Genomic DNA, 25,261 nt, shown 5'->3' with positions numbered 1-25,261 from the left:
GATGGAGATCAATCTACCTCAGCCGCCGCGGCTTGCGCGTGAAATGAAGCGTAAAGTAATGAAAAGACGCTGTAATACATCATCCAAAAGACCTGTCATACGCGGGTCATGCCGGCGCGCCAGGTTCGGCGTGCCCGGCCGGCGCCACGGTTTCCCGGTCGGGCTGGTCGTTGCGGCCGTCCGCCGGGCCGGTCATGTTGCCGTACAGCAGCGAGCGGCCGGCGAACAGCCCCCCCGCCACTTCCAGCGCGAACCGGTCGGTGTCGCGCTTGCGCACGTCCGCCAGGACCTCGGCGGCTTCGTCCGCAGGCACGCCGATGACGCGTAGCGCCGCTTCGCCGAACACCAGGGCGGATTCCAGCGTCTCGCGGACCTGGTAATCGACCCCCTCCCTGGCCAGCGCCAGGGAATGGATGCGGTCATAGGCCCGCACCACCAGTTGCACCAGCGGGAATTCGGCCTTGATCAGCTTGACCATGTGATTGACCGATTGCGGATTGTCGATGCAGATCAGGATGACCTTGGCGGTTTCGGCGCCGGCGGTGCGCAGCATGTCGATGCGAGTTCCGTCCCCGTAATAGACCTTGACGCCCCACTTGGCGGCGGCGCGGATAGCATCGGTGTCGGTATCCAGGATCGATACCTTGATGTCGCGCGCCAGCATCGCCTGCGTCACGATCTGGCCGAAGCGGCCGAAACCGACGATCAGCGCGCAGCCGTCCAGGTCCTGGGCGACATCCACTCCCTCCATCGACGGCGCCGGCTTGGGCAGCAGCCAGCGCAGCGCCAGCACGCACAGCGGCGTCAGCGCCATGGAAATGATGACCACCGCGATCAGCACGGCCGCCAGGTGCGCGTCGAAGATGCCTGCGGCCGCGGCGGCGCCATACAGCACGAAGGCGAATTCGCCGCCCTGTGCCAGAAGGGCCGCGCGGGTCAGCGCCTCGGCGTGGCTGGCGCGCAACAGGCGGGCGATCAGGTAGACGCCCACCGACTTGACCGCCATGAACACCACCACGCCGGCCAGGATCAACTGCCATTCGCGCGCCACGGCGGCCAGGTCCAGCGACATGCCCACGCCCAGGAAGAACAGGCCCAGCAGGATGCCGCGGAAGGGTTCGACCTCGGCTTCGAGCTGGTGGCGGAAGGTGGATTCGGACAGCAGCACGCCGGCCAGGAATGCGCCCATGGCCATCGACAGGCCGCCGAATTCCATCAACAGCGCCGCCCCCAGCACCACCAGCAGGGCCGCGGCCGTCATGACTTCGCGCGCATGCGCGGCGGCCAGCAGCCGGAACAGCGGATTGAGCAGCCAGCGCCCCGCCGCCAGCAGCGCCAGCACGCAACCGAGGGCGATGGCCGACTGCAGCCAGGGATCGCCATGCTCGCTGGCGCCGGCCGGCGCCAGCAGCGCCACCAGGGCCAGCAGCGGCACGATGGCCAGGTCTTCGAGCAACAGGATGGAAACGATGCGTTGGCCCTGGGCGCTGGCGGTCTCGTCCCGCTCGGCCAGGATCTGCATGACGATGGCGGTGGACGACAGCACGAAGCCCATTGCCGCCATGAAGGCCGCCGGGCCTGACAGGCCGGCGGCCAGGCCGACCGCGGTCAGCAATGCGCCGCAGGCCGCCACCTGGGCCACGCCCAGGCCAAAGATTTCGCCGCGCAGCTTCCACAGCCGCGACGGCTGCATCTCCAGGCCGATGATGAAGAGGAACATCACCACGCCCAGTTCTGCCACGTGCAGGATGGAACGGGGATCGGAGAACCAGCCGATGCCGAACGGACCGATGGCCAGGCCGGCGGCCAGGTAGCCGAGGACCGAGCCGAGCCCCAGGCGCTTGAACAGGGGCACCGCGATGACCGCCGCCCCCAGCAGAACGACGACGTTGACGAGCTGGTTGCCTTCTGCGGGCAGGGACATGGGCGGCTCCTGGGTGGCCTGGCGCGGCGCCGCGCGCGATCAGTCTTCGCGGAACTGCATGTTGTAGAGCGAGGCGTACAGGCCGTCGGCGGCCAGCAGCTCGGCATGCGGGCCCTGTTCGACGATCTTGCCGGCGTCCAGCACGATGATGCGGTCGGCGTTCTGCACGGTCGACAGGCGGTGCGCGATGACCAGCGTGGTGCGGCCCTTCATCAGGCGTTCGAGCGAAGCCTGCACCTGGCGTTCGGACTCGTTATCGAGCGCCGAGGTGGCTTCGTCGAGGATGAGGATGGGCGCGTTCTTGATCAGGGCGCGGGCGATCGCCAGGCGCTGGCGCTGGCCGCCGGACAGGCGCGCGGCGTTTTCGCCAACGGGGGTGTTGATGCCCTGCGGCAGGCCTTCGACGAAGTCCAGCAGGTTGGCGGCGGCGAGCGCGTCGCGCACCTGCTGTTCGCTGGCCTCGCCCAGGGCGCCGTAGCCGACGTTGGCGGCGATGGTGTCGTCGAACAGCACCACGTCCTGGCTGACCAGCGACAGGTGCGAACGCAGGCTGCGCAGCTTCAGGTCGTTGATCGGCACGTCGTCGACGTAGATGGCGCCGCTGTCGGCCAGCACGAAGCGCGGCAGCATGTTGACCAGCGTGGTCTTGCCGCTGCCGGAGCGTCCCACCAGCGCCACGGTCTGGCCGGGTTCGACCACGAACGACACGTCGTTGACGGTGTCGCGGTCGGCGTCGGAAAAGCGATGGGTGACGTTGCGGAATTCGACCTTGCCGCGCACGGGTTCGGGCAGCTCGCGCGTGCCGGTGTCGCTTTCGGGCACCTGGTCGATCAGGGTGAACACGCTTTCGGCCGACACCAGCATCTTCTGCATGCGGGCGGCCAGGTTGGTCAGGCGCTTGATGGGGTCGAAGATCTGCGCCAGCGCGGCCATGAAGGAGGCGAAGCTGCCGACCGTGAGCGAGCCGTTGTTGGCCTGGCCCAGGGCGACGGCGATGACCGCGCCCACCGAGATCGAGATGCACACCTGCGTCAAGGGCGTCAGGGCGGCGTCGGCGGTGGCGGTGCGCATGGCGAAGCGGCGCAGGCGGCCGCTGACGAAATCGAAGCGGCCGCGTTCGACCTCGTAGCCGTCGAACAGCTTGATGACGCGCTGGCCGTCGATGCCCTCGCTGACCACGCGGGTCAGTTCGGCGTTCATGTTGACGGTGTCGCGGTTGATGCGGCGCAGGCGCTTGATGAAGGTGCGCGCGATCAGCACCGAGACGGGCAGCATGATCAGGATGATCAGGGTCAGCACCCACGAGGTGTACAGCAGCACGCAGATCAGGGCGATGACCACCAGGGTTTCTCGCACCAGCACCGTGATGACGTCGGTGGCGTAGCCGGTGACGTTGCCCGCGTCGATGGTGAAGCGGTTCAGCAGGCGGCCGGTGTCGCCGCGCTTGAAATCGGCGTCCGGCAGGCCCAGCAGGCGTTCGAACATGTCGCGCCGCATGCCCAGCAGGACGTTGTTGGCCACCCAGGCCAGCAGGTAATCGCTGAAGAAGTTACAGACCCCGCGCAGGAAGATCAGGCCCACCACCGCCAGCGGCAGTGCCCAGACGTAGTAGGGTTTGGCGCCCGAGAAGCCGTCGTCCAGCAGGGGCTTCATAATGACGGCCAGCGTGGGCTGCGTGGCGGCGGCGCCGGCCATCAGCAGGGTCGCCAGCACCAGCCCCTTCCAGTAGGAACCAACCCGGCTATAGATACGGCTCCAGAGTTCGGCTCTGACGGGCTGGGAGCCCGCGGGCGTGTTGCGTGCGGCAGAATTCAATGGAATCACTCGCTTTTATACAATTGTGCCCCGGATTGTACTGGCTACGCGTTGCCGCGCGGGGCCGGGCGTCCCCCTTTCAGTTCCTATCGCGCGGTGCGCCTGTCCATGTCCGAAATCAGTTGCCTCTACGTCCGCCTGCCCAATTGGGTGGGCGATGTCTGCATGAGCCTGCCCAGCCTGCGGGCCTTGCAGGCCGCCGGCCTGCCCCTGGTGATCTGTGCCCGCCCCTGGGCGCGGGACCTGTTGGACGGGATCGACAAACGGGAGTTCCTGCCAATGCTGGGAAAAGTGGGGCCGGATAGAGCCACGGTCAGCGCCCATCGCCGCGCCCTGGGTGCCGAGGGCCGGCGCGCCCGCGGCCTGTTGTTGCCGGATTCGCTGTCCAGCGCGCTGGTGTTCCGGCTGGCGGGAGTGCCATCGGCGGGCTATCGCGACGACGGCCGCAGCTTTCTGTTGCGCTGGCCGGTGGCCAAGCCGGACGGCGGGCTGCACGCGGTGCAGTCCTGGCACCATCTGACCCGCGAGGCGCTGGCCCGCTGGGGGCTGCCGACCGGCCCTGCCGAGCCCGGCCCGACGCTGGACCTGCCGCTGACGCCGGCCCATCACCAGACCGCCAGCCTGGCCCTGGAAGCGGCCGGCCTGGCCGGCCAGCGCTTCGTCCTGATCGCGCCCACCGCGACCGGGCTGCACAAAGGCAGGGTCAAGGTGTGGCCGGGATTCGATACACTTACCCGCGCGCTGCAAGCCCGGGGCCATACCGTGGTAATGTGCCCCCCTCCGGCGGAAGCCGAGGAAGCCCGGCGCAATGCGCCGACGGCGCAGTTGCTGCCTGCGCTGCCGCTGGGCGCGTTCGCCGCGCTGACGGCACGCGCTACGTTGGTGATTTGCAACGACTCCGGCGTCTCGCACGTGGCCGCCGCGGCGGGCGCACGCGAGTTGACGCTGTTTGGCGTCACCCGCCCCGGCCGCACCGGTCCGTGGTCGCCCCGCGCGGTATGCGTCGGTTCGGAAACGGCCTGGCCGTCCATCGAGGAGGTGGAACATCAGGCCGGCCAGTTACTGGACGGCGCGCAGTAAACGCTTAGTTTTGAAATGACCATCATGTCCAGCTACCTCACGAATCTGATCATTCCCTACAACCTGTGCCTGACCCTGGTGGTGGTCGGCCTGGTGCTGGGCCTGTTCCGGCTGCGCAAGACCGGCGGCACCCTGATCGTCGCCGGCCTGCTGTGGGCGCTGGCCTGGTCGCTGCCGGCCACCTCGCTGTGGCTGGGCGGCGCGCTGGAAAGCCGCTATCCGCACCTGAAGCCGACCGAATCGCCCACGGCGGACGCGATCGTGGTGCTGGGCGGCAATACCGCCAATGGTCGCGCCAACTGGTTCCTGCCTTACGACAAGGACACCGCGGTGGTGCGCGTGGACACCGCGGCGCAGTTGTACCTGGCCGGCCGCGCCCCCAAGGTGGTGCTGTCCGGCGGCGCCCTGGAAGGCGATGTCAGCGAGGCCCGCGGCATGGCCCATGCCATCCGCCAGCAGGGCGTCCCGGAATCGGCCCTGATCCTGGAAAACGCCAGCCGCACCACCTACGAGAACGCGGCCCTGACCGAAGACCAGCTCAAGACCCGCGGCATCGGCAAGGTGCTGCTGGTGACCTCCGCGCTGCACATGCCGCGCGCCATGGCGGCCTTCTCCAAGCAGGGCGTGGTCGCCATCGCCGCCCCCGCGCCGCCGCAGATCGTGGCGCCGGCCGACGGGTCGCTCAACCCCTGGTTGCCCGACCAGCGCACTTTCGACGCCAGCCGTTCGATCATCAAGGAATACGCGGGCCTGTTCGTGTACTGGCTGCGCGGGTGGGTTTGAGCATGGCGACGGCCCTGGCGTGCCGGCCGGGATGCGGCGCCTGTTGCATCGCGCCGTCGATCACCCGGCCGATTCCGGGAATGCCGGATGGCAAGCCGGCCGGCGTGCCCTGTATCCAGTTGCTGCCGGACATGCGCTGCGCGATATTCGGCCTGCCGTCACGGCCGGACTTCTGCGGCGGACTGCAGGCCCAGGCCGAGATGTGCGGGCCGGATCGGGAATATGCCGTGCGCTGGCTGGGCGAGCTGGAACGGGGCACGGCACCGGCGCACTGAATGCACAACGGGACCTCGCGGTCCCGTTGTCGTTTCTGACGCGCCTGGCGACCGGCGTCAGGCGCGCTCGGCCAGCACTGCCTGGTACAGGTCTTCGTAGCGGGCCGCCACGGTTTCCCAGCTCTGGTCGCGGGCGATCGCCAGGCCGCGCTCGGACAGCGCCGCGCGCAGCTCGGGCTCGTCGCCCAGGCGTTGCAGGGCCTGCGCCAGTTGCGCGCCATCGCGCGGATCCTGCAGGATCAGCGCGTCCTTGCCGGCCGACAGATATTGCGCGAAGCCGCAATAGGCCGGCGAACTGACCACCACCGGCAGGCCGTGCGACATGGCTTCCAGCGGCGCCATGGCATAGCTGTCGTTAAGCGTGGGATGGGCGTAGATGTCGGCCGCGGCGAAATAGCGGGCGACCTCGGGCGTGGGATCCACCAACGTGACGCGGCTGGCCACCGCGCCGGCCGCCCGCACGCGCTCGCGGGTGGCCTCGTCGGCGCCCACTACCAGCAGGCGGTACGGCGCCGGCAGCAGCGCGAGGGCGTCGAGCAGCGCGGGCAGCCCTTTGCGCAGCGGATTGCGGGCCACCAGCAGGCAGCCGATGGTGGCGTCGTCCCAGCCGAGCTGGGCGCGGGTGGCGGGGCGGGCCGCGGCGGCCTCGGGCGCCGGCAGCTTGACGCCGGGCGCGATGATCTCGACCGGCAGTTGCGGACCGTAGCTGCGGTGCAACTGGTCCATGATCAGGCCGGACACCGCCACCACCCGCCGCGCGGGCGCGCGGCGCACACGGAATTTCTCCAGCAGCAGGTAGGTGGCCAGCCGCGGGCTGAGCCAGGCCAGCGCGCGCTTGACCGGCTTGACCCGGGTCAGGCGGTTGTAGCGCACCGGGGTGACGTGCATCACCTGGATTTCGCCGGCCCAGCCATTCATGTGCGAGTGCACGATGTCGTAGCGGCCCCGGGTCAGGCGATCGGCCTTCCAGGCGAAATACAGCACCCGCATCCAACTGGGCAGCCAACCGGGGAAGCGCACGGGCAGGAAGGGGAACGGCAGGTCGCTGTCGTAGTCGCGCGCCACCACGGAAATATCGTGGCGCTCGCCCAGCACGCGCATCAGCTCGACGCCGTAGGCCTCGGCGCCGCCGAAACGGTTGCCGAAGCGGTCGACCAGCAGTGCGATGCGCAGCCGCCGCTCAGCCGCGCCCGCGGATGTCTTCATAGCGCGTCAGGCATTTCTGCAGGAAACGGAAGATGCCGGTCGAACGCGACACCGTCACCCGCGGCAGGCCAAAGGGGTCATCGCTGGCGTTGGCCAGGCCGCGCTTGGTCAGCGTGGCGTTGTCGTAGCCCGCTTCGCGCGCCATGACCAGGTGTTCCGGGCCATGGTCGCCATAGGGATAGCAGAAGGCGGTGACGGGCGCGCCCAGCGCCTGCTCGAGCACGTCCTTGGACTCGACCATCTGGCGGCGCGCCTCGTCGGGCGTCATTTCGGGCAGATGGACGTGGTCCAGGGTGTGCGAGCCGACCTCGTGGCCGGACGCGGCCCATTGGCGCATTTCGTCGACCGTCATCAGCGGCGAGAAGGGGATGCCGATCTTGGCGTCCCAGACGTTGCCGCCGTCGAACTGGTTGGCCACCAGATAGTTGGTGGCGGTGAAGCCCAGCTTGTCGAGCACCGGCATCGCGTTCTGGACCACATTGCGGTAGCCGTCGTCGAAGGTCAGGCCGAACACCTTGCCGCGGCGCTCGCCGCGCACGTACGGCATGATGTCGCGCATCGACAGGCCGCGGTAGCCCAGGAAGCGCATCCAGCGCATCTGACGCGCGAAATCATCCGGGTGCACCGTCAGGCCGCGAAACGGCGTGCCCTTGGGGTTGGGCTCGCCGATCTGGTGGTACATGAGAATTGGGATAGACATGGCGCGATTATAGAGGCTCAGTGTCCACCCAATGTTCGTTGGTAGACGTCGACCGTGGCTTGCGCGAAACGCGCCAGGTTGAAGTCGCGCTCGGCGGTCTGGCGGGCGTTCTGTCCCATCGCCCGCACCTGCGCGGGGTCATCCAGCATGAGGCGCAGGCGCGCGGTCATGGCGGCCACGTCGCGCACCGGCACGATCCAGCCGTCGACGCCGTCGGTCACGTTCTCGGGCAGGCCGCCGGCGTCGGTCACCAGCGCCGGCAGGCCCAGGCCCATGATCTCGCGGCAGGCGAAAGACAGCGCCTCGCGGTACGACAACACGAAGCCGGCATGGCAAGAGGCCAGCGCCGCCCGCACGTCGTCCAGCAGCCCAGGGAAGCGCACCTGGTCGATCATGCCGAGCTCGCGCACCCGGTCGAGCTTGGCCTCGGACGGCGGGTCGCCGGCCACCAGCAGCAGCACGCGCTCGCGGTCGCCCGGCGGCAGCGCCGCCACGGCGGCCACCAGATCCAGCCAGCCCTTGTCGTAGTCGGTGCCGCCGGCGCTGCCGAGCAGCAGTTTGCCGCGCCAGTCCGGTCCGAAGAATATCTCGCGCAGCTTGTCCAGGCTGTCCGGCGGCGGCGGCGCGAAAAAGCGCGTGTCGATGCCGTGGCGGATGGTGGTGATGGGCCGCTTGCTATAGGGCGAATCGGCCAGCAGCCGATGGATGTAGTCGCTGACCGCGATGCTGTGATCGGTGGCCAGCGCCACGCGCAGCTTGTGGCCGAAGCTGGCGACCGGATGGTCGTTGTGCTTGGTGAAGACGATGCGCGGGCGACGCGGCATGGCCAGCGTCGCCAGCATCACCTGCTTGTGGTCGGCCGAGCCGTTGGCGTGGATGATGTCGAAGCGGCCGTCCCGGATGAGGCGGCGCAGCCGCGCGCGGTCCCTGAACCAGGACGAGGGGCGCGTGGTGTAGCGCATTTCCACCACGGTCACGCCCGGGATCGCCTTGGCGTAGCGGTACAGGCGGCTGGTGGCGGGCGCGGCGACCGTGATCTGGTGCTCGGCGGCCAGGGCGCGCGCCAGGTTGATGATATAGGTGACGTGCCCGCCGCCGTTGTTGGCGTGGAAGTTGGTGTAGAGGATTCTCACTTGTTCTTCTCGGCCAGGAACATCAGCTTCGAATAGCGGAAGAAGCTGCCTGCGGCGGCGGTCACCGCCAGCACCAGGCCATGGCGGCCATCGAGAAAACCGCGCCGGATCAGATAGATGCGCACGAAGGTCCAGAAGCTGTGGCCGAGCGCGCCGAACACGGAGGTGCGGCGGCCCTTGGCGTACATCATCGCGGCGGCGTCGGACGAGTAGCGGTTGATCTTGGTGATCAGCGCATCCAGGTTGTCGTACGGGTAATGCCGGAAGTGGCCGGCGAGCCGCAGCGGCGGCTGGCCGTTGGACGGCACGACCCGTTCGTGCACCGCCACGTCGTTGAATCGCGCCGTGCCGCGCTTGAACAGACGCAGCACGTAATCGGGCCACCAGCCGCTGTGGCGAATGTCGCGGCCGCAGAAATTCGACAGGCGGGCGATCTCGTAGACCTCGCCGCGCGGCGCGGCGATGGTGTCCAGGATCTCACGGGCCAGCTCGGGCGTGACGCGCTCGTCGGCGTCGATCGACAGCACCCAGTCGCCGGTGGCCAGGTCGAGCGCGCGGTTCTTCTGCCGGCCGAACCCGGGCCAGTCGGCCGTCACTTCGACGCGCGCCCCCAGGGCGCGCGCCAGTTCGACCGTGCCGTCGGTGCTGCCGGAATCCACCACGATGAACTCGTCGGCGAAGGCAACCGACTTGAGGCAATCGGCAATGTTGGCCGCTTCGTTCTTGGTGATGACAATGACTGATAACTTCATCCGCGATTCCTAAGACGCTTTTTCCAGGCTTTCCAGGCGTGATAGCGCGGCCCCCAGAAGGGGTCGCGCGACAGCCAGATGCGCCGGTTCAGCCAGGTGCCGCCCTGGTTGCGCACCGCGAAGCGGTAGATGTGCCCGGGATCGGCGCCGGGCGTGTTCTGCCCGAACGGGTCGGTGGTGTACAGGTGGCGGAAGCCCGCCTGGCGGGCGGCCGCCACGTAGTCGGCGTCGAAATAGCCCTGCGGCCAGCAGAGGTGGTCGCTGACCTGCCCCAAGCGGCGCATCAGCGTCTCGCGCGAATCGGCCAGCTCCTGGACGATGTGGGCACGCTTGGCCTCGGTATCGGCGCCACAGATCTTGTCCCAGCGCGTGTGGGTATGGGTGTGCGAATGGAATTCGAAGGTGCCGGCGGCCCGCATCGCCTCGATTTCGCTCCAGCGCAGCATGACGTCGTCGGCGCGGCCGTCGGCGATCAGCTTCTTGCTGGCGTCGTGGTCGGGCGTGGCCGGCAGCGGCAGGCCCTGCCCGGCATGCGGACGCACCGGGCCGTCGCCGATCCAGCCGGTGATGGTGAACAGCACGGCGCGCATGCCATGGCGCGCCAGCACCGGATGGGCGTGGACCCAGTTGTTGAGATAGCCGTCGTCGAAGGTGATCAGCACCGAGCGCTCGGGCGCCGGCGCGCCGGCCAGGTAGGCGGCGAACTGGTCGGCCGACAGCGACTGGTAGCCGGCGCGCGCCAGGCGCGCGATCTGGGCCTCGAACACGTCGGGCATGGCGTTGATCATGCCGCCGGCCGGCGTGACGTGGTGGTACATCAGCACCGGGACGTTGGGCGCATTCATCGGTGCCGCTCCGCCAGCCAGCGGGTGTAGACGGCCTCGGTGGTTTCGGCCAGGCGGGCGGGCGAGAACACGCCCTCTTCCCAGACCATCTTGCGGCCCGCCTCGCCCATGCGCTGGCGCAAGGCGGCGTCGTCGATCAGCCTTTCGAGCGCGGCGGTGAGCGCGGCCGGGTCCTTGGGCGGCACCAGGATGCCGGTTTCGCCGTCGCGGAACATCTCGGACACGCCGCCGACGTCGGTGCCGATGACCGGCAGGCCGCTGGCCTGGGCTTCGACGTAGACGGTGCCGGAGGCCTCCTGCTGGGTCGCCAGCGCGAACAGGTCGCAGCCGGCCAGCAGATTGGGCACGTCACGGCGCGTGCCCATCAGGTGGATGCGATCGGCCAGGCCGCGTTCGGCCACGTAGGCCTGGGTCTGCTCGAACACTGGCGAGCCGCCGCCCACGAACACCAGGTGCAGCTTGGGCCGGGTGGCCATCAGCGGCGCGATGGCGTCGATCAGGTCCTTGTGGCCCTTGGTGGCGCGCATCACGGCGACACAGCCGACCACCAGATCGTCCGGCGCCAGCCCGAGTTCCTCGCGCAGGGTCGAATGCTCCACCGGCGGCGGCAGCACGATCGGCGAATAGACCGTGGCGACGCGATCGGCCGGCACGCCGCGTTCGATCAGGTGCTCGCGCACGTGGTCGCTGACAGTGGTGACGCGATGCGGCAGGCGCGTGTACGACCAGAGCGAGCCGACCTTGTTGGACAGGTGGCGGGTGCGCACGATCAGCGGCGTGCCCGCCAGGCGGCCGGCCGCCGCGGCGATCACGGTGTCGCGCCGGCTATGGGTGTTGAGCACGTCGAAGCGCCCTTCGCGCAGGATGCGGCGGATGGCGGCGACGCCCTTCAGGTAGTTGACCGGCCCGTCCATCTCCAGCGTGTGGACGGTGAAGCCGGCGTCCGACAGGCGCTCGGCCAGCAGTGCGGTCGGCTGGCAGATGGCTTCCAGGTGATGGCCACGCGCGCGCATGGCGTTCATCTCCTTGAAGATGCGGCCTTCCTGGCCGCCGAAACTGGTCGCGGCTTCCGAGTGGACGATGCGCATCAGTACGTGACCTCCACGCCGTTCGGCTTGGTCCAGGCGTTCAGGTTCTCGAGCAGCGTGTCGGCCATGCGCACGCGCCATTCCTCGCCCAGCCGCACCGTGCAGAGGAAATTGTTCTTGGTGTAGACGATGTCCACCGGCACGCCGGGGATGCCGTTCTCGGGCTCGGCGCGGAACGGGTTGAGCATCTGGCGCAGGCGCGCGGCGTCGGCGCCGCCATTGAGCTTGACGCGCAGCGACTTGGCGCGCGCCTCGCGCGCCAGCTGCAGGTCGTACAGTTGCTCGGCGACGATGCGCATGCCGCCCGAATAGTCATCGTTGCTGACCTTGCCCTGGACGATGACCAGCTGGTCTTCGCGCAGGCGGTTGCGGTGCTTTTCGTAGAGTTCGTTGAAAACCGAGATCTCGACCTGCGCGGTGCCGTCGTCCAGCACCGCGAACACCATCTTGCCCCGGCGTGTCATCATGACGCGCACGCTGGCCAGCACCCCGCACATCCATTGCAGGTCGCGCTGTGGCTCGACCCGAGCCAGCTGCATCGGCACGATCTGGCGCACTTCGTCGCGCCAGGCGTCGAACAGGTGGCCGCTGTAGTAATAGCCCAGCGCCGATTTTTCCTCGGTGAGCTTCTTGTGCAGGTCCCACGGCGCCACCTTGGCCAGCTCGCCGGCCACCACGTCGCTGCTGTCGTCGCCGAACAGCGAGGACTGGTTGGCGCTGCGGGCGGCCTGCTCGGCCGCTTCCATGGCGGTCGGCACCGAAGCCAGCATGGCGGCGCGGTTCGGCTCGATGGTGTCGAACGCGCCGGCCTTGATCAGGGCCTCGATGGTGCGGCGATTGACCGCGTGCTTGCTGACGCGGCGGCAGAAGTCGAACAGGTTCTGGAACGGGCCGCCTTCCTTGCGGGCGCGCAGGATGTCCTCGACCGCACCCTGGCCGGTGCCCTTGACCGCCCCCAGGCCGTAGCGCATGGTGCGCGGCGGCTTGCCCTTTTCGGTGTACTTGTCGGCCACCGGCTCGAAGCGGTAGCCCGAGAAGTTGACGTCCGGCGGCAGCACCTCGACGCCGTTGTCCTGGGCGTCGCGGCAGAAGATCTGGACCTTGTCGGTGTCGTCCATGTCGGAGGACATGGTGGCGGCCAGGAACTCGGTCGGATGGTAGGCCTTGAGCCACGCGGTCTGGTACGAGATCAGCGCGTACGCGGCCGAGTGCGACTTGTTGAAGCCGTAGCCCGCGAACTTCTCCATCAGGTCGAACAGCTTGACCGCGAGATCCGGATCGTGGCCCTTTTCCTTGGCGCCCTTCTCGAACAGCTCGCGGTGCTTGGCCATTTCCTCGGGCTTTTTCTTGCCCATGGCGCGGCGCAGCAGGTCGGCGCCGCCCAGCGAGTAGCCGCCGATGATCTGCGAGATCAGCATCACCTGTTCCTGGTAGACGATGACCCCGTAGGTGCTCTTGAGGGTCGCTTCCAGATCCGGGTGGAAATAGTCGACGGCCGCGCGGCCGTGCTTGCGGTTGACGAAGTCGTCCACCATGCCCGATTCCAGCGGCCCCGGACGGTACAGGGCCAGCATGGCGATGATGTCTTCGAAGGTGTTGGGCCGCAGCTTCTTGAGCAGTTCCTTCATGCCGCGCGATTCAAGCTGGAACACCGCGGTGGTGTTGGCGTCGCACAGGATCTTGTAGGCGGCCGGATCGTCGAGGCTGAGCGCCATGACATCGAAGTCGCGCTTGTCCTCGTTGAACTGGCGCACGTAGCGCACGGCCCAGTCCAGGATGGTCAGGTTGCGCAGGCCCAGGAAGTCGAACTTGACCAGGCCGGCGGCTTCGACGTCGTCCTTGTCGAACTGCGAGACGGCGCTGTTTTCCTGCCCCGGCTGGCAATACAGCGGGCAGAAGTCGGTGAGCTTGCCGGGCGCGATCAGCACGCCGCCGGCGTGCATGCCGATGTTGCGGGTCAGGCCTTCGAGCGGCTTGGCCAGGTCGACCAGCGCGCGCACTTCCTCTTCCTGCTCATAGCGGTCCTTGAAGGCCGGCTCGTCCTTCAGGGTGCGTTCGAGCGTCCACGGATCCATCGGATTGAACGGGATCAGCTTGGACAGGCCGTCGCAGAACATGTAGGGCATGTCCAGCACCCGGCCGGCATCGCGCACCACGGCCTTGGCGCCCAGCGTGCCGAAGGTGGCGATCTGGCTCACGGCGGCGCGGCCGTACTTTTCCTTGACGTAGTCGATGACGCGTTCGCGGTTGTCCTGGCAGAAGTCGATATCGAAGTCGGGCATCGAGACCCGCTCGGGGTTCAGGAAGCGCTCGAACAGCAAGTCGTAGCGGATCGGGTCCAGGTCGGTGATGCCCAGCGCGTACGCCACCAGCGAACCGGCGCCCGAACCCCGGCCCGGGCCGACCGGCACGCCGTTGTTCTTGCCCCAGTTGATGAAGTCCTGCACGATCAGGAAGTAGCCCGGGAAGCCCATCTGGATGATGGTCTTGCATTCCCAGCGCAGGCGCTCGTAGTACTGCTCGCGCTTGGATTCGCGTTCGGCCTCGTCCGGGAACAGGAAGGCCATGCGCTTTTCCAGGCCCTCTTCGGACAGCTGCACCAGATAGTCGTCCAGCGACACGCCGTCGGGCGTGGGGAAATTCGGCAGGCGCGGCTTGCCCAGCACCAGGCTGAGGTTGCAGCGCTTGGCGATCTCGACCGTATTGGCCAGCGCCGAGGGCACGTCGGCGAAGCGGCGCGCCATTTCCTCGGAACTGAGCAGATACTGCTCTTTGGTAAAGCGGCGCACGCGGCGCGGATTGGCCAGGATCTCGCCTTCGGCGATGCAGACGCGGGCTTCGTGCGCCTGGAATTCGTATTCGTCCAGGAACTGCACCGGGTGCGTGGCCACCACCGGCAGGCCGGCCTCGGCCGCCAGGCGCATGGCGGCCTGGGTGTAGGCTTCGTCGCCGTCCATGCCGACGCGCTGCAGCTCGATGTAGTAGCTGCCCGGGAACATGTGCGCCCACTGGCGCGCCAGCGCCAGCGCCGACACCGCGTTGCCGGCGTCCAGCGCCTGGCCGACGTCGCCGCCGCGGCCGCCCGACAGCACGATCAGGCCGTCCTGGCCCTGCAGCCATTCGCGGCGGATTTCGGCGCGGCCCTTGCCCTGGTTGGTCAGGAACGCGCGCGACAGCAGTTCGCACAGGTTCAGGTAGCCCTGGTGGTTGCGCACCAGCAGCAGCACGCGGAACGGCTTGGCGGGATCTTCGTCGTTGCTCAGCCAGACGTCGCAGCCGGCGATGGGCTTGATGCCCGCGCCGCGCGCGCCCTTGTAGAACTTGATCAGGCCGAACAGGTTCGACAGATCGGTCAGGGCGACCGCGGGCTGGCCCAGCTTGGCCACGCGCTTGATGAGGTCGGGGATGCGCACGATGCCGTCCACCACCGAGAACTCGGAGTGGACACGCAGGTGAACAAATGGGGACGGGGTTGTTACGGCTTCGGACATAGCGGGAATTGTACCCAGTCGCAAGAGCGAAAACCGCCGCTGCGACGATTCGCCCCGGGCCTGCCGGGCGCCCCTGTGTAACAATAGGCGATTGGACCTGACTCACCCGCCGCAGGACGAGATTTACGTATGAAATGGCTGATACCCGGGATCTGGCTCGCCGCCATCCTGTTCGCGCACTTCCGTGGCCGCGTCAAGCTGCCGCTGGGCCGGCAATTGCTGGATCACTCGGTGCTGCTGGCGCCGATCAACGCCTTCATGGTGCTGAGTTCGCGCGTGCCGTCGACGCCCTACCTGACCACCAGCGAAATCGCCGAGCTCAAGGTGCTGGACGACAACTGGGAGACGATCCGCGACGAAGCCCTGCAGATGGCCGAGATGCGCCGCATCAAGGCGGCCGACAGCCACAACGACATCGGCTTCAATTCGTTCTTCAAGTATGGCTGGAAGCGCTTCTACCTGAAGTGGTATGACGCCCGCCACCCCTCGGCCGAGGAACTGTGCCCCAAGACGGTGGCCATCCTGAAGACGCTGCCCAAGGTCAAGGCGGCCATGTTCGCCGAACTGCCGCCCGGCGGCCAGCTCAACCCGCACCGCGACCCGTTCGCCGGGTCGCTGCGCTACCACCTGGGCCTGGCCACGCCCAACGACGACCGCTGCCACATCATCGTCGACGGCGAATCCTATAGCTGGCGCGACGGCGAAAGCGTGGTGTTCGACGAGACCTACGTGCACGAGGCCTACAACCACACCGACCAGAACCGCATCATCCTGTTCTGCGACGTCGAGCGGCCGCTCAAGTGGGGCTGGGCCGAGGCCTTCAACCGCTGGTTCGGCCGGGTCGTGATGTCCGCGGCCAGCTCGCCCAACGACGGCGGCGACCAGACCGGCGCCATCAACAAGCTGACCCATGCGCACTGGGTCATCGACCAGAAGCGCAAGGCCTTCAAGGCCTGGAACCGCAACGTCTACAAGGCCACCAAGTACGGCCTCATCATCCTGGTGATCGCGGGCTTCATCGCCCTGTGATCGGGCCGACCGCGCGGATCGCGCGGTCATCACGCCAGCACGGCGGGCCGTCCGGCCCGCCGCTTCCCACCCTACCCCGCGTCGCGCTCCGGCAAGGTCAGCAGGCCGGTGTGGTAGTCGTAGCCGTAGATTTCGCCATAGCGCCCCCATTCCACCGCGATCTTCAGCACGCGCTCGGCTTCGTCGGGCTTGAGGAATTCCTCCAGCGAATCCAGGAAGTTCTTTTCCGGCAACTCGCCGGCAGGCTCCTGTTCCAGGCTGTGGCGGATGTGCGCGGCCAGCGGCACGTGCGCCAGCAACTGACGGCCGAAGATGGCCTGCTTCTGGCCCTGGTCGGCCTGCACGTAGCGCTGGCCCAGCGGCGTCAGGAAGATGTCGCCCTTGTCGATCTGGGCCAGGCCGAACAGGCCCAGCGCTTCGCAGGCCGGCAGCAGGTCGTCGTCGGAGATCTCGGCTTCCTCGGCCAGCTTGGGCAGGTCGGCGCGGCCATTGAACGGCGCCTCGGCCAGCACGTCGAGCACGCCTTCCATGCGCTCGACCTCGGTATGCGGAAAGCGGTAGCCCAGGCCCTGCTGGCGCGGCGTCGGCATGTCGTGGGCCGGGCGCTGCGTCATCAGCGCGTAGACCTCGTCGATCAGTGCACGCACCTGCGGCGAATCGGCATTGCGCGGCCGCGGCAGGCCGATCTGCACCTGGCTGCGGATGCGGCCGGGGTCGCTGGAGAACACGATGATGCGGTCGGCCATCATGACCGCTTCCTCGATGTTGTGGGACACGATCAGGATGCCCTTGGTCGAGATGCGGCTCTCGTCCCATAGTTCAAGCATGTCGTCGCGCAGCGTTTCGCCGGTCAGCACGTCCAGGGCCGAGAAGGCTTCGTCCATCAGCAGCACGTCGGGGTTCATGACCAGCGCGCGGGCGATGCCGACGCGCTGGCGCATGCCGCCGGACAGTTCGCGCGGCAAGGCGCCGCCGAACCCGCCCAGGCCCATCAGGTCGAGCACCGCATCGGCGCGCCTGGCGCGCTCGGCCGGCGCCACGCCCTGGGCCTCCAGGCCCAGCTCGACGTTCTGCTGCGCGGTCAGCCAGGGAAACAGCGCGAACGACTGGAACACCATGGCGATGCCCGCCGCCGGGCCGTACACCGGCTGGCCGCGGTAGGTGACGGTGCCCTGGTCGGCGTTGACCAGCCCCGCCATGATGCGCAGCAGCGTGGACTTGCCCGAGCCGGACTTGCCCAGCAGGGCCACGATCTCGCCTTCGCGCAACGTGAAGTCCACGTGTTCCAGCACGTGCCGGGCGGTGCCGTCCGCGGCGCGGAACGACTTGCCGACGTCGTGCAGTTCGATCAGGAAATTGGAATTCATGAGGACTCCTACCGGCCGCGGTCTTCGGCCAGCAAATACAGTTTGCGCCAGAAAAACCGGTTCAGCAGCATGACGAAAATGCTCATGACGCCGATGCCGAGCGCGATGCGGTGGAAATCGCCCTGCTCGGTCATCTGCTTGATGTAGCTGCCCAGGCCATCGGCCACCAGGGAGGTATTGCCCCAGGACACGTACTCGGCCACGATGCTGGCGTTCCAGGAGCCGCCGCTGGCCGTGATGGCGCCGGTGATGAAGCTGGGGAACACCGCCGGCAGGTACACCCGGCGCCATAGCAGCCAGCCCTTCAGGCCGAGGTTGCTGGCGGCCAGGCGCAGTTCGTTCGGAATGGTCGAGGCGCCGGCCACCACGTTGAACAGGATGTACCACTGGGTGCCGAAGATGATCAGCGGGCTGAGCCAGATGTTGGGGTTGAGCTTCAACGCCACCATCACGAACACCACCGCCGGGAACAGCAGGTTGACCGGAAACGCCGCCAGGAATTGCGCCACCGCCTGCACCCGCTGCGAATATTTGGGTCGCAGGCCGATCCAGACCGCGATCGGCACCCAGATCATCGACGCCAGCCCGATCAGCACCATCACCCGCACCAGGGTGATGCCCCCCAGGCCGACCACATGCAGCACCTCGCTCCAGCCCACTTCGGCGTGCACGAACACCACCAGCTTGTAGGTGGCCAGCAAGGCGCCGGCGGCCAGCAGCGCATCCCAGACGCGCGTCCAGCGCGGGTCCGGCGCCTTGGCGCGGGCGCGGATCGAGGTGCCGTCGTACGACACGCTGAACCAGCCCAGCGCGCGCCGCATCTGCGCCCAGAACATATTGGACAGCGCCTGCATCCAGCGGCTGCGGCGGGTCCAGTCCAGCAGCCAGGACTGCTGCGCCACGTCGGCCTGCGATTCCTCGAAGCGAAACTTGTCGGCCCAGGCCAGCAGCGGCCGGAAGAACAACTGGTCGTAGAGCAGGATGCCGGCCATCATGGCGCCGATGGCCCAGGCGATGGCGCGGCCGTTCTCGGCGTCGATGGCCACCGCGATGTAGGAGCCGATGCCGGGCAGCTTGATGTCCTGCCCGGCCACCGAGATGGCCTCGGCCGCCACCAGGAAGAACCAGCCGCCCGACATGGACATCATCATGTTCCACAGCAGGCCCGGGGTGGCGTACGGCAGTTCCAGCCGCCAGAAGCGCTGCCAGCCGGACAGCCGGAACACCCGCGCGGCCTCGTTCAGTTCGGCCGGCACGGTGCGCATCGACTGGTACAGGCTGAACGCCATGTTCCAGGCCTGCGAGGTGAAGATGGCGAAGATCGCCGCGCACTCGACCCCCAGCAGGTTGCCGGGAAACAGCGCGATGAAGGGCGCGATGGCGATGGCCTGGAAACCCAGGATGGGCACCGATTGCAGGATGTCCAGCATCGGGATCATGGCTTTTTCGGCGGTGCGGAACTTGGCCGCGATGGCCGCGAAGATGAAGCTGAACAGCAGCGAAAAGGCCAGCGCCGTGAACATGCGCAGGATGGTGCGCAGCAGGTAATACGGCAGGTAGATCGGATCCAGCGAGATCGGCAGCGCTTCGCCGACGGCGAAGGGACGGCTCATCTGCGAGGCGCCGTAGGCCATGGCGGCCAGCACCACCAGCACCAAAGGCAGGAGCGCCCAATCCCAGCGGTTGGGCGCGGAGCGGGACGACGAGGACGGGCGCGTCCGGGTGCTGAAGAGCTCGAACATGTCGGCAATGCTCCAGGGAGCGGGGGTGAAGGCCCGCGAATTGAAGCATAACCAGATGACGCGTCACTGAACAGAAAACGACTGAAATCTGGCGGTAATACGGGACGGCTCGCGCCGCCCCGCATTGCCCCGCGAGGAGGCCGCGGCCGCCCCGGCCCGAATCCGCAATTCAGCGTTGCAGGGACTCCCAGCTTTTCATCAGGCGCTTGACCGAGACCGGCATCGGCGTGCGCAGCTCCTGCGCAAACAGGGCCACCCGCAACTCTTCCAGCAGCCAACGGAACTCGTCAAGGCGGGGATCGGGCGCGCCCTTCAGGGCCGAGCGCGCACGCTGGTACTGCGTCACGAGCGGCGCCATCTCGGCCACCAGCTTGGCGTCGCGGCCGGGATCGGCGCGCAGCTTGTCGATGCGCGCCACCGCCGCCTTCAGATAGCGCGGGAAGTGCGACAGTTGCGCATAGGGGGTATCGCGGATGAACCACTTGGGCATCAGCGCCCCCAACTGCTGCTGCAGGTCGGCGTAGGCCGCGGCGTGCGGTTTGGCCTGCGGCAGCTTGCGCTGCAGGGCCGCGTATTCCGTCAGCACCGCGCCCGCCAGGCGCGCCACTTCCTGGGCCAGCAGGCCCAGCCGGCCCTTGCCCTCGGCCCGGCGCGCCTCGAACTGCTGTTCATTGACCGGCCAGGGCTCGGCCAGGCAGGCCTGGCCGAGCGCGCAGTCGATGATCTGGTCGCGCAGTTCCTCCTGCGTGCCCAGCGTCATGTAGAGCATGCTGATCTTGGTGAGGTCGGCCAGGTTCTTTTCCAGGAACTTGACCTGCTCGCGCAGGCCCAGCCGGAACAGCTTGAGCAGGCCGGCGCGGTGCGCCTTGCGCGCCTCGTCCGGGTCGTCGAACACGTCCAGGTCGCAATGCGCGCCGCGATCAACCAGCGCCGGGTAGCCGATGACCGACTGGCCGCGGCGCTTGATCTCCATGATTTCCGGCAGCGGGCCGAAGGTCCAGGACGTCAGGTTCTCGTGCGCCAGCGCCTGCGCCACCTGGGTGTCGCTGGCGGCCAGTTGCTGGAAGGTGGCCTGGGCCTGCTTGCCGAACTCGGCGCGCAACTGTGCCAGGTTGCGGCCGGCGGCCAGCATGCGGCCGTGCTCGTCGACCACGCGGAAGTTCATGAACAGGTGCGCCGGCAGCGTTTCGAGCTTGAAGTCGGCGGCGGCCGGGCGCACCTGCACCTGGTCCCACATGTCGGCGACCAGCGCGTCCACCAGGCCGGTCTGCGGGTCGCCCAGGCGCTCGAACCAGCGGTCGTAGAAGCCGGCGGCGTAGTCGGGCAGCGGCACGCAATGGCGGCGCAGCTTCTGCGGCAGCGACTTGAGCAGCAGGTGCACCTTCTCCTTGAGCATGCCGGGCACCAGCCATTCGCAGCGCGCCGGATCGATCTGGTTCAGGGCGAACAGCGGCACCGCCAGCGTCACGCCGTCGCGCGGCGAGCCGGGCTCGAAGTGGTAATCGAGCGCCATCGACACGCCCTGCCACTCCACCTTCTTGGGGAAGACGTCGGTGGTGACGCCGGCGGCCTCGTGCCGCATCAGTTCGTCGCGCGTCAGCAGCAGCTTGGCGGCCTCTGCCTTGTCGAGGCCGTTGACCCATTTTTCCAGCGTCGCGGTCTGCGAGATGTCGGCTGGTAGCTGGCGGTCGTAGAAGGCGTAGATCAGCTCGTCGTCGACCAGGATGTCGGGGCGGCGGGTCTGGTGTTCCAGCTTTTCGATGCCGGCGATCAGCTTGCGGTTATGGGCCACGAAGGCCAAGCGCGTGTCGATCTCGCCCGGCACCAGCGCCTGGCGGATGAACAGTTCGCGCGCCTCGCGCGGATGAACCCGGCCGTACTGGATGCGGCGGCCGCTGTAGATGGTCAGGCCGTAGAGCGTGGCGCGTTCGTTGGCCACCACCTGGCCGGCCTTCTTTTCCCAGCGCGGGTCGGACCAGTTCTTGCGGATCAGGTGGGCGCCGACCTTTTCCAGCCAGACCGGGTCGATGCGCGCCACGCAGCGCGCGTACAGGCGGGTGGTCTCGACCAGTTCGGCGGCGACGATCCAGCGGCCGGCCTTCTTCACCAGGCGCGAGCCCGGATGGATGTGGAAGCGGATCTCGCGGGCGCCCTGGTAATGGCCGCCCTCGTCGCTCTTGAAGCCGATGTTGCCCAACAGGCCCGACAGCAGCGCCATGTGCAGTTGTTCGTAAGTGGCTTCGACCTGGTTGACGCGCCAGCCCTGCTCGCCCACCAGGGCGGCCAACTGGGTGTGGACGTCATGCCATTCGCGCAGCCGGATGGGCGACAGGAAGTTCTGCCGCAGCAGGCCCACCAGCTTGCGCTGCGAGGCCTTGTGCTGCACCTGCTCGCCGTACCAGCGCCACAGCTTGAGGAAGGAAATGAACTCGGACTTGTCGTCGGCGAACTTGGCGTGCGCGGCCTCGGCCGCCTCGCGCTCCTGCATGGGCCGGTCGCGCGCGTCCTGCACCGACAGCGCCGAAGCGATGATCAGCATTTCCGCCAGGCACTGGTGCTCGCGCGCGGCCAGGATCATGCGGCCGATGCGCGGGTCCACCGGCAGCTTGGCCAGCTCGTGGCCGGTGCGGGTCAGGACGAACGAGGCGCCGGTGCGGCTGGCGTCGTCGCCGTCGTCGGCCGCGGCCAGCTCGATCGCGCCCAGCTCCTGCAGCAGGTGGTAGCCGTCGGCCACCGCGCGCCCGGGCGGGGCCTCGACGAACGGGAACTGCTCGATGTCGTCCAGCTTGAGCGACTTCATCCGCAGGATCACGGAGGCCAGCGAGGAACGCAGCACCTCGGGGTCGGTGAAGGCGGCGCGGGCGTTGAAGTCGGCCTCGTCGTAGAGGCGGATGCAAAGGCCCGGGCCCACGCGGCCGCAACGGCCGGCGCGCTGGTTGGCCGAGGCGCGGCTGACCGGCTCGATGCGCAGTTGCTCGACCTTGTTGCGCCAGGAATAGCGCTTGACCCGCGCCAGGCCGCTATCGACCACGAAGCGGATGCCGGGCACCGTCAGCGAGGTTTCGGCCACATTGGTGGCCAGCACGATGCGGCGCGCGTTGCCGCGCGGATGGAAGATCTGTTCCTGCTCGGCCTGCGACAGGCGCGCGTACAGCGGCAATACCTCGGTGCCGGCCGGGTGGCGCTTGCGCAGCGCTTCGGCCGATTCGCGGATCTCGCGCTCGCCCGGCAGGAATACCAGCACATCGCCGGGGCCATGGCGGGCGCATTCGTCGACCGCGTCGACGATGGCGTCGATCAGGTCGCGTTCCTCGTCGCCCGACATGCGCTCGCGGTCGCGGCCCGGCTTGGCCGGCGCGGCGTCTTCCTCGGCTTCCTCGCGCACCGGGCGGTAACGCACCTCGACCGGGTACAGCCGGCCCGAGACCTCGATCACCGGCGCCGGCTTGTCCTCGGACGCGGCAAAATGACGGGCGAAGCGCTCGGCGTCGATGGTGGCCGAGGTGATGATGACTTTCAGGTCGGGGCGGCGCGGCAGTAGCTGCTTCAGATAACCCAGCAGGAAGTCGATGTTCAGGCTGCGTTCGTGCGCCTCGTCGATGATGATGGTGTCGTAGCGGCGCAGGAGCGGGTCACGCTGCGACTCCGCCAGCAGGATGCCGTCGGTCATCAGCTTGATCGACGCATTGGGGCCGGTGCGATCGTTGAAGCGCACCTGGTAGCCCACCACCTCGCCCATCGGCGTATTCAGCTCCTCGGCGATGCGCTTGGCCACCGAGGTGGCGGCCAGCCGCCGCGGCTGGGTGTGGCCGATCATCTTCTGGCGGCCGCGGCCCAGTTCCAGGCAGATCTTGGGCAATTGGGTGGTCTTGCCCGAGCCGGTCTCGCCGCTGACGATGACCACCTGATGGCCGGCGATGGCGCGCGCGATTTCCTGGCGCCGCGCGCTGACGGGCAGGTCCTCGGGGTAGGTCACGGCGGGAATGGGCCGCTCGGGGCGGGGCGCCTGGCGCGCCGCCGGGGCCGCGGCGTCGGCGCGCGGCTTGCCCGGGGCCCGGGTCGGCCCGTCGGCCTGTACGGGCGGCCGCGGGCGGGAAGATTCTGGCATGTACGATTTGTCCGGTTAGCTGCCTATTATATAAACGCCGCGCGGCCATATAATTTCGCCACGCCGTCCCGTGACGGCGCGTTGACGCGGCCCCCGGGCCGCGTTGTTGCCACTCTCAGGAATTGCCCCACCCATCATGCCCGACCTGGAACCAGACACCGTCTCTGCCCTTGAAGCCCCCGAATTCGCCCCTGCCCAGTTCGTCCGATGGTTCCGAGACGTCGCGCCCTACGTGCATGCGTTCCGAGGCAAGACCTTCGTGGTGGCGTTTGGCGGCGAGTTGGTGCAGGCCGGGGCGCTGAACGCGCTGGTGCAGGACCTGTCGCTGCTGTCGTCGCTGGGCATCCGCCTGGTGCTGGTGCACGGCTCGCGCCCCCAGGTCAATGAACAATTGCGCCTGAAGGGCTTCACCCAGCAGTTCGACCGCGGCCTGGCGCCCACCGACGCCGCGGCGCTGGAATGCGCCAAGGAAGCCGCCGGCGAGATCCGCCTGGACATCGAGGCCGCCTTCAGCCAGGGCCTGCCCAACACGCCGATGTCGCACGCGCACATCCGTGTCATTTCTGGCAATTTCGTCACGGCGCGTCCCACCGGCGTGCTGGACGGGGTCGATTACAAGCACACCGGCCAGGTGCGCAAGATCGACGTCGACGCGCTCAAGTTCGCCATCGAGAAGGGTTCGTCGGTGGTGCTGCTGTCGCCGCTGGGTTTCTCGCCCACCGGCGACGCCTTCAACCTGGCCATGGAAGACCTGGCCACCAGCGTGGCGGTGGCGCTGCGCGCCGAAAAGCTGATCTTCCTGTCCAGCGAACAGGGCGTGCTGAACGAAGACGGCTCGGTCGACACCGAGCTGGCCCGGGTCGACGCCGACGCGCTGCTGGCGGCCGGCTCGCTGGACGAGGAAACCGGCGCCTACCTGCAATACGCGTCGCTGGCGGTCAAGCGCGGGGTGGCCCGCGCCCACCTGGTGCCGTTCTCGCTGGACGGCAGCGTGCTGCTGGAGATCTTCACCCACGATGGCGTCGGCACCATGGTGGTCGAAGACACGCTGGACGACCTGCGCCCGGCCACGCTGGATGACGTCGGCGCCATCCTCAGCCTGATCGAGCCGCTGGAAGCCGACGGCACGCTGGTGCCGCGCCCGCGCAGCGTGATCGAGCGCGACGTCGAGAACTTCACCGTGCTCGAGCACGACGGCGTGATCTACGGTTGCGCGACGCTGCACAACTTCCCCGAGGATCACATGGCCGAGATGGCCTGCCTGATCGTGCACCCCGAATGGCAGGGGTCCGGCGAGGGCGAGATCCTGCTGCGCCACATGGAATCGCGCGCCCGCGCTTCCGGCGCCAAGCGGCTGTTCGTGCTGACCACGCGCACCTCGCACTGGTTCATGAAGCGCGGCTTCGTGCAGGGCGGCATCACCGACCTGCCGCGCGAAAAGCAGAACAACTACAACCGCTCGCGCAACAGCCTGGTGTTCATCAAGAAGCTGTGAGGCGGGCCCGCCCCCGCGGCTTTTTGGGGGCCCTACCCGCAGTGCCCGCAGGGGCTTGGCGGCCTTCCGGCGCCAAGCCCGCTAAAATGGCGCATTACCCATTCTTTCCGGCAGCGAACCATGGCCCGTACCGTCAACTGTGTGAAATTGAAGCGTGAAGCCGAAGGGCTCGATTTTCCGCCCTACCCCGGCGAACTCGGCACCCGCATCTGGCAGAGCATTTCCAAGGAGGCTTGGGAAGAGTGGAAGCAGGTGCAGACCCGCCTGGTCAACGAAAACCGCCTGAACCTGGCCGACGCCCGCGCCCGCAAGTACCTGCAGCAGCAGATGGAACGCTTCCTGTTCGAGGACGGCAGCGTCGAAGCCCAGGGCTACGTTCCGCCCTCGGCCTGATGCCGCCGCGCCGCCATGCGCGGCACGCCTGCGAA

General features: G+C 68.1%; 18 protein-coding genes. 6 read left to right on the top strand and 12 right to left on the bottom strand.

Annotated elements, in window-relative coordinates:
* Positions 1-106: 106 nt before the first annotated feature.
* Positions 107-1,924, bottom strand: a complete 1,818-nt coding sequence (locus tag SB816_RS25475; protein ID WP_054501252.1) for a monovalent cation:proton antiporter-2 (CPA2) family protein — start codon at positions 1,922-1,924, stop codon at positions 107-109.
* A gap of 39 nt (positions 1,925-1,963) precedes the next feature.
* Positions 1,964-3,739 carry a lipid A export permease/ATP-binding protein MsbA gene (msbA, locus tag SB816_RS25470; protein WP_054501253.1) on the bottom strand — a complete coding sequence of 592 codons (1,776 nt, stop codon included), beginning with the start codon at positions 3,737-3,739 and terminating at the stop codon, positions 1,964-1,966.
* Positions 3,740-3,847: 108 nt separating this feature from the next.
* Here msbA and SB816_RS25465 point away from each other — a divergent pair, with 108 nt between their 5' ends.
* The 3 genes from SB816_RS25465 to SB816_RS25455 are packed head-to-tail and all read left to right on the top strand — an operon-like array spanning position 3,848 to position 5,877.
* On the top strand, positions 3,848-4,819 hold the full coding sequence (locus SB816_RS25465) for a glycosyltransferase family 9 protein (protein WP_144658041.1): 972 nt from the start codon (positions 3,848-3,850) through the stop codon (positions 4,817-4,819).
* A 15-nt stretch (positions 4,820-4,834) separates the two neighbouring features.
* A complete protein-coding gene (locus tag SB816_RS25460; protein ID WP_269875053.1) occupies positions 4,835-5,602 on the top strand; it encodes a YdcF family protein in 768 nt (255 codons plus the stop codon).
* A 2-nt stretch (positions 5,603-5,604) separates the two neighbouring features.
* Complete coding sequence (locus tag SB816_RS25455) at positions 5,605-5,877, top strand: YkgJ family cysteine cluster protein (RefSeq protein ID WP_410547693.1); 273 nt, start codon at positions 5,605-5,607, stop codon at positions 5,875-5,877.
* A gap of 57 nt (positions 5,878-5,934) precedes the next feature.
* Here SB816_RS25455 and SB816_RS25450 read toward each other — a convergent pair whose 3' ends face one another.
* From SB816_RS25450 to dnaE, 7 genes are read right to left on the bottom strand one after another with little or no spacing between them, the layout of a single operon-like run.
* Entirely contained in the window at positions 5,935-7,083 is a 1,149-nt protein-coding gene (locus SB816_RS25450) for a glycosyltransferase family 4 protein (protein WP_054501256.1), read from the bottom strand.
* The gene (locus SB816_RS25445) at positions 7,058-7,783 is read right to left on the bottom strand and encodes a polysaccharide deacetylase family protein (RefSeq protein ID WP_410547692.1); all 726 of its coding nucleotides are present in this window, start codon (positions 7,781-7,783) and stop codon (positions 7,058-7,060) included. Before SB816_RS25445 ends, SB816_RS25450 begins: the two co-directional genes overlap by 26 nt.
* A 17-nt stretch (positions 7,784-7,800) precedes the next feature.
* The gene (locus SB816_RS25440) at positions 7,801-8,916 is read right to left on the bottom strand and encodes a glycosyltransferase family 4 protein (RefSeq protein WP_054501258.1); all 1,116 of its coding nucleotides are present in this window, start codon (positions 8,914-8,916) and stop codon (positions 7,801-7,803) included.
* Positions 8,913-9,668: a glycosyltransferase family 2 protein gene (locus SB816_RS25435; RefSeq protein WP_054501259.1), complete on the bottom strand. Its 756-nt coding sequence runs from the start codon at positions 9,666-9,668 to the stop codon at positions 8,913-8,915. Before SB816_RS25435 ends, SB816_RS25440 begins: the two co-directional genes overlap by 4 nt.
* Entirely contained in the window at positions 9,665-10,513 is an 849-nt protein-coding gene (locus tag SB816_RS25430) for a polysaccharide deacetylase family protein (RefSeq protein ID WP_054501260.1), read from the bottom strand. The genes SB816_RS25435 and SB816_RS25430 overlap by 4 nt, the downstream gene beginning before the upstream one ends.
* Positions 10,510-11,601: a glycosyltransferase family 4 protein gene (locus SB816_RS25425; RefSeq protein WP_313037295.1), complete on the bottom strand. Its 1,092-nt coding sequence runs from the start codon at positions 11,599-11,601 to the stop codon at positions 10,510-10,512. Before SB816_RS25425 ends, SB816_RS25430 begins: the two co-directional genes overlap by 4 nt.
* Positions 11,601-15,092 (bottom strand): DNA polymerase III subunit alpha, encoded by a 3,492-nt coding sequence (gene dnaE / locus SB816_RS25420; protein WP_410547691.1) that lies wholly within the window; start codon positions 15,090-15,092, stop codon positions 11,601-11,603. The genes SB816_RS25425 and dnaE overlap by 1 nt, the downstream gene beginning before the upstream one ends.
* Positions 15,093-15,221: 129 nt before the next feature.
* Between dnaE and lpxO the strand changes: the two genes are divergently transcribed.
* A complete protein-coding gene (lpxO, locus tag SB816_RS25415; protein WP_054501263.1) occupies positions 15,222-16,121 on the top strand; it encodes a lipid A hydroxylase LpxO in 900 nt (299 codons plus the stop codon).
* A 71-nt stretch (positions 16,122-16,192) separates the two neighbouring features.
* Here the strand turns inward: lpxO and SB816_RS25410 are convergent, their stop codons facing one another.
* The 3 genes from SB816_RS25410 to hrpA all read right to left on the bottom strand — a co-directional run bounded on the left by SB816_RS25410 (position 16,193) and on the right by hrpA (position 23,338).
* A complete protein-coding gene (locus tag SB816_RS25410; RefSeq protein ID WP_064526552.1) occupies positions 16,193-17,488 on the bottom strand; it encodes a nitrate/sulfonate/bicarbonate ABC transporter ATP-binding protein in 1,296 nt (431 codons plus the stop codon).
* 8 nt (positions 17,489-17,496) lie between these two features.
* On the bottom strand, positions 17,497-19,230 hold the full coding sequence (locus SB816_RS25405) for an ABC transporter permease (protein ID WP_116792801.1): 1,734 nt from the start codon (positions 19,228-19,230) through the stop codon (positions 17,497-17,499).
* Between the two features lie 169 nt (positions 19,231-19,399).
* Complete coding sequence (gene hrpA / locus SB816_RS25400; protein WP_144658046.1) at positions 19,400-23,338, bottom strand: ATP-dependent RNA helicase HrpA; 3,939 nt, start codon at positions 23,336-23,338, stop codon at positions 19,400-19,402.
* Positions 23,339-23,474: 136 nt separating this feature from the next.
* Between hrpA and argA the strand changes: the two genes are divergently transcribed.
* Both argA and SB816_RS25390 read left to right on the top strand, forming a co-directional pair.
* Positions 23,475-24,833, top strand: coding sequence for an amino-acid N-acetyltransferase (gene argA, locus SB816_RS25395; RefSeq protein ID WP_049072641.1), 1,359 nt, complete (start codon positions 23,475-23,477; stop codon positions 24,831-24,833).
* Between the two features lie 120 nt (positions 24,834-24,953).
* A complete protein-coding gene (locus SB816_RS25390) occupies positions 24,954-25,226 on the top strand; it encodes an oxidative damage protection protein (protein ID WP_006384045.1) in 273 nt (90 codons plus the stop codon).
* The last annotated feature ends 35 nt before the right edge of the window (positions 25,227-25,261 follow it).

The sequence above is a fragment of the Achromobacter sp. SIMBA_011 genome, assembly GCF_046535435.1.
Taxonomy (GTDB): domain Bacteria; phylum Pseudomonadota; class Gammaproteobacteria; order Burkholderiales; family Burkholderiaceae_B; genus Achromobacter; species Achromobacter dolens.
This window is presented reverse-complemented; position numbering and strand designations above follow the sequence as displayed.

What these genes read in the sequence shown, in the direction of transcription:
- lpxO (WP_054501263.1), top strand. Translation starts at nt 15,222, where the DNA reads ATGAAATGGCTGATACCCGGGATCTGGCTCGCCGCCATCCTGTTCGCG.
- SB816_RS25405 (WP_116792801.1), bottom strand. Translation starts at nt 19,230, where the DNA reads ATGTTCGAGCTCTTCAGCACCCGGACGCGCCCGTCCTCGTCGTCCCGC.
- SB816_RS25425 (WP_313037295.1), bottom strand. Translation starts at nt 11,601, where the DNA reads ATGCGCATCGTCCACTCGGAAGCCGCGACCAGTTTCGGCGGCCAGGAA.
- SB816_RS25390 (WP_006384045.1), top strand. Translation starts at nt 24,954, where the DNA reads ATGGCCCGTACCGTCAACTGTGTGAAATTGAAGCGTGAAGCCGAAGGG.
- hrpA (WP_144658046.1), bottom strand. Translation starts at nt 23,338, where the DNA reads ATGCCAGAATCTTCCCGCCCGCGGCCGCCCGTACAGGCCGACGGGCCG.
- SB816_RS25460 (WP_269875053.1), top strand. Translation starts at nt 4,835, where the DNA reads ATGACCATCATGTCCAGCTACCTCACGAATCTGATCATTCCCTACAAC.
- SB816_RS25435 (WP_054501259.1), bottom strand. Translation starts at nt 9,668, where the DNA reads ATGAAGTTATCAGTCATTGTCATCACCAAGAACGAAGCGGCCAACATT.
- SB816_RS25410 (WP_064526552.1), bottom strand. Translation starts at nt 17,488, where the DNA reads ATGAATTCCAATTTCCTGATCGAACTGCACGACGTCGGCAAGTCGTTC.
- SB816_RS25455 (WP_410547693.1), top strand. Translation starts at nt 5,605, where the DNA reads ATGGCGACGGCCCTGGCGTGCCGGCCGGGATGCGGCGCCTGTTGCATC.
- SB816_RS25430 (WP_054501260.1), bottom strand. Translation starts at nt 10,513, where the DNA reads ATGAATGCGCCCAACGTCCCGGTGCTGATGTACCACCACGTCACGCCG.
- SB816_RS25465 (WP_144658041.1), top strand. Translation starts at nt 3,848, where the DNA reads ATGTCCGAAATCAGTTGCCTCTACGTCCGCCTGCCCAATTGGGTGGGC.
- argA (WP_049072641.1), top strand. Translation starts at nt 23,475, where the DNA reads ATGCCCGACCTGGAACCAGACACCGTCTCTGCCCTTGAAGCCCCCGAA.
- dnaE (WP_410547691.1), bottom strand. Translation starts at nt 15,092, where the DNA reads ATGTCCGAAGCCGTAACAACCCCGTCCCCATTTGTTCACCTGCGTGTC.
- SB816_RS25475 (WP_054501252.1), bottom strand. Translation starts at nt 1,924, where the DNA reads ATGTCCCTGCCCGCAGAAGGCAACCAGCTCGTCAACGTCGTCGTTCTG.
- SB816_RS25450 (WP_054501256.1), bottom strand. Translation starts at nt 7,083, where the DNA reads ATGAAGACATCCGCGGGCGCGGCTGAGCGGCGGCTGCGCATCGCACTG.
- SB816_RS25445 (WP_410547692.1), bottom strand. Translation starts at nt 7,783, where the DNA reads ATGTCTATCCCAATTCTCATGTACCACCAGATCGGCGAGCCCAACCCC.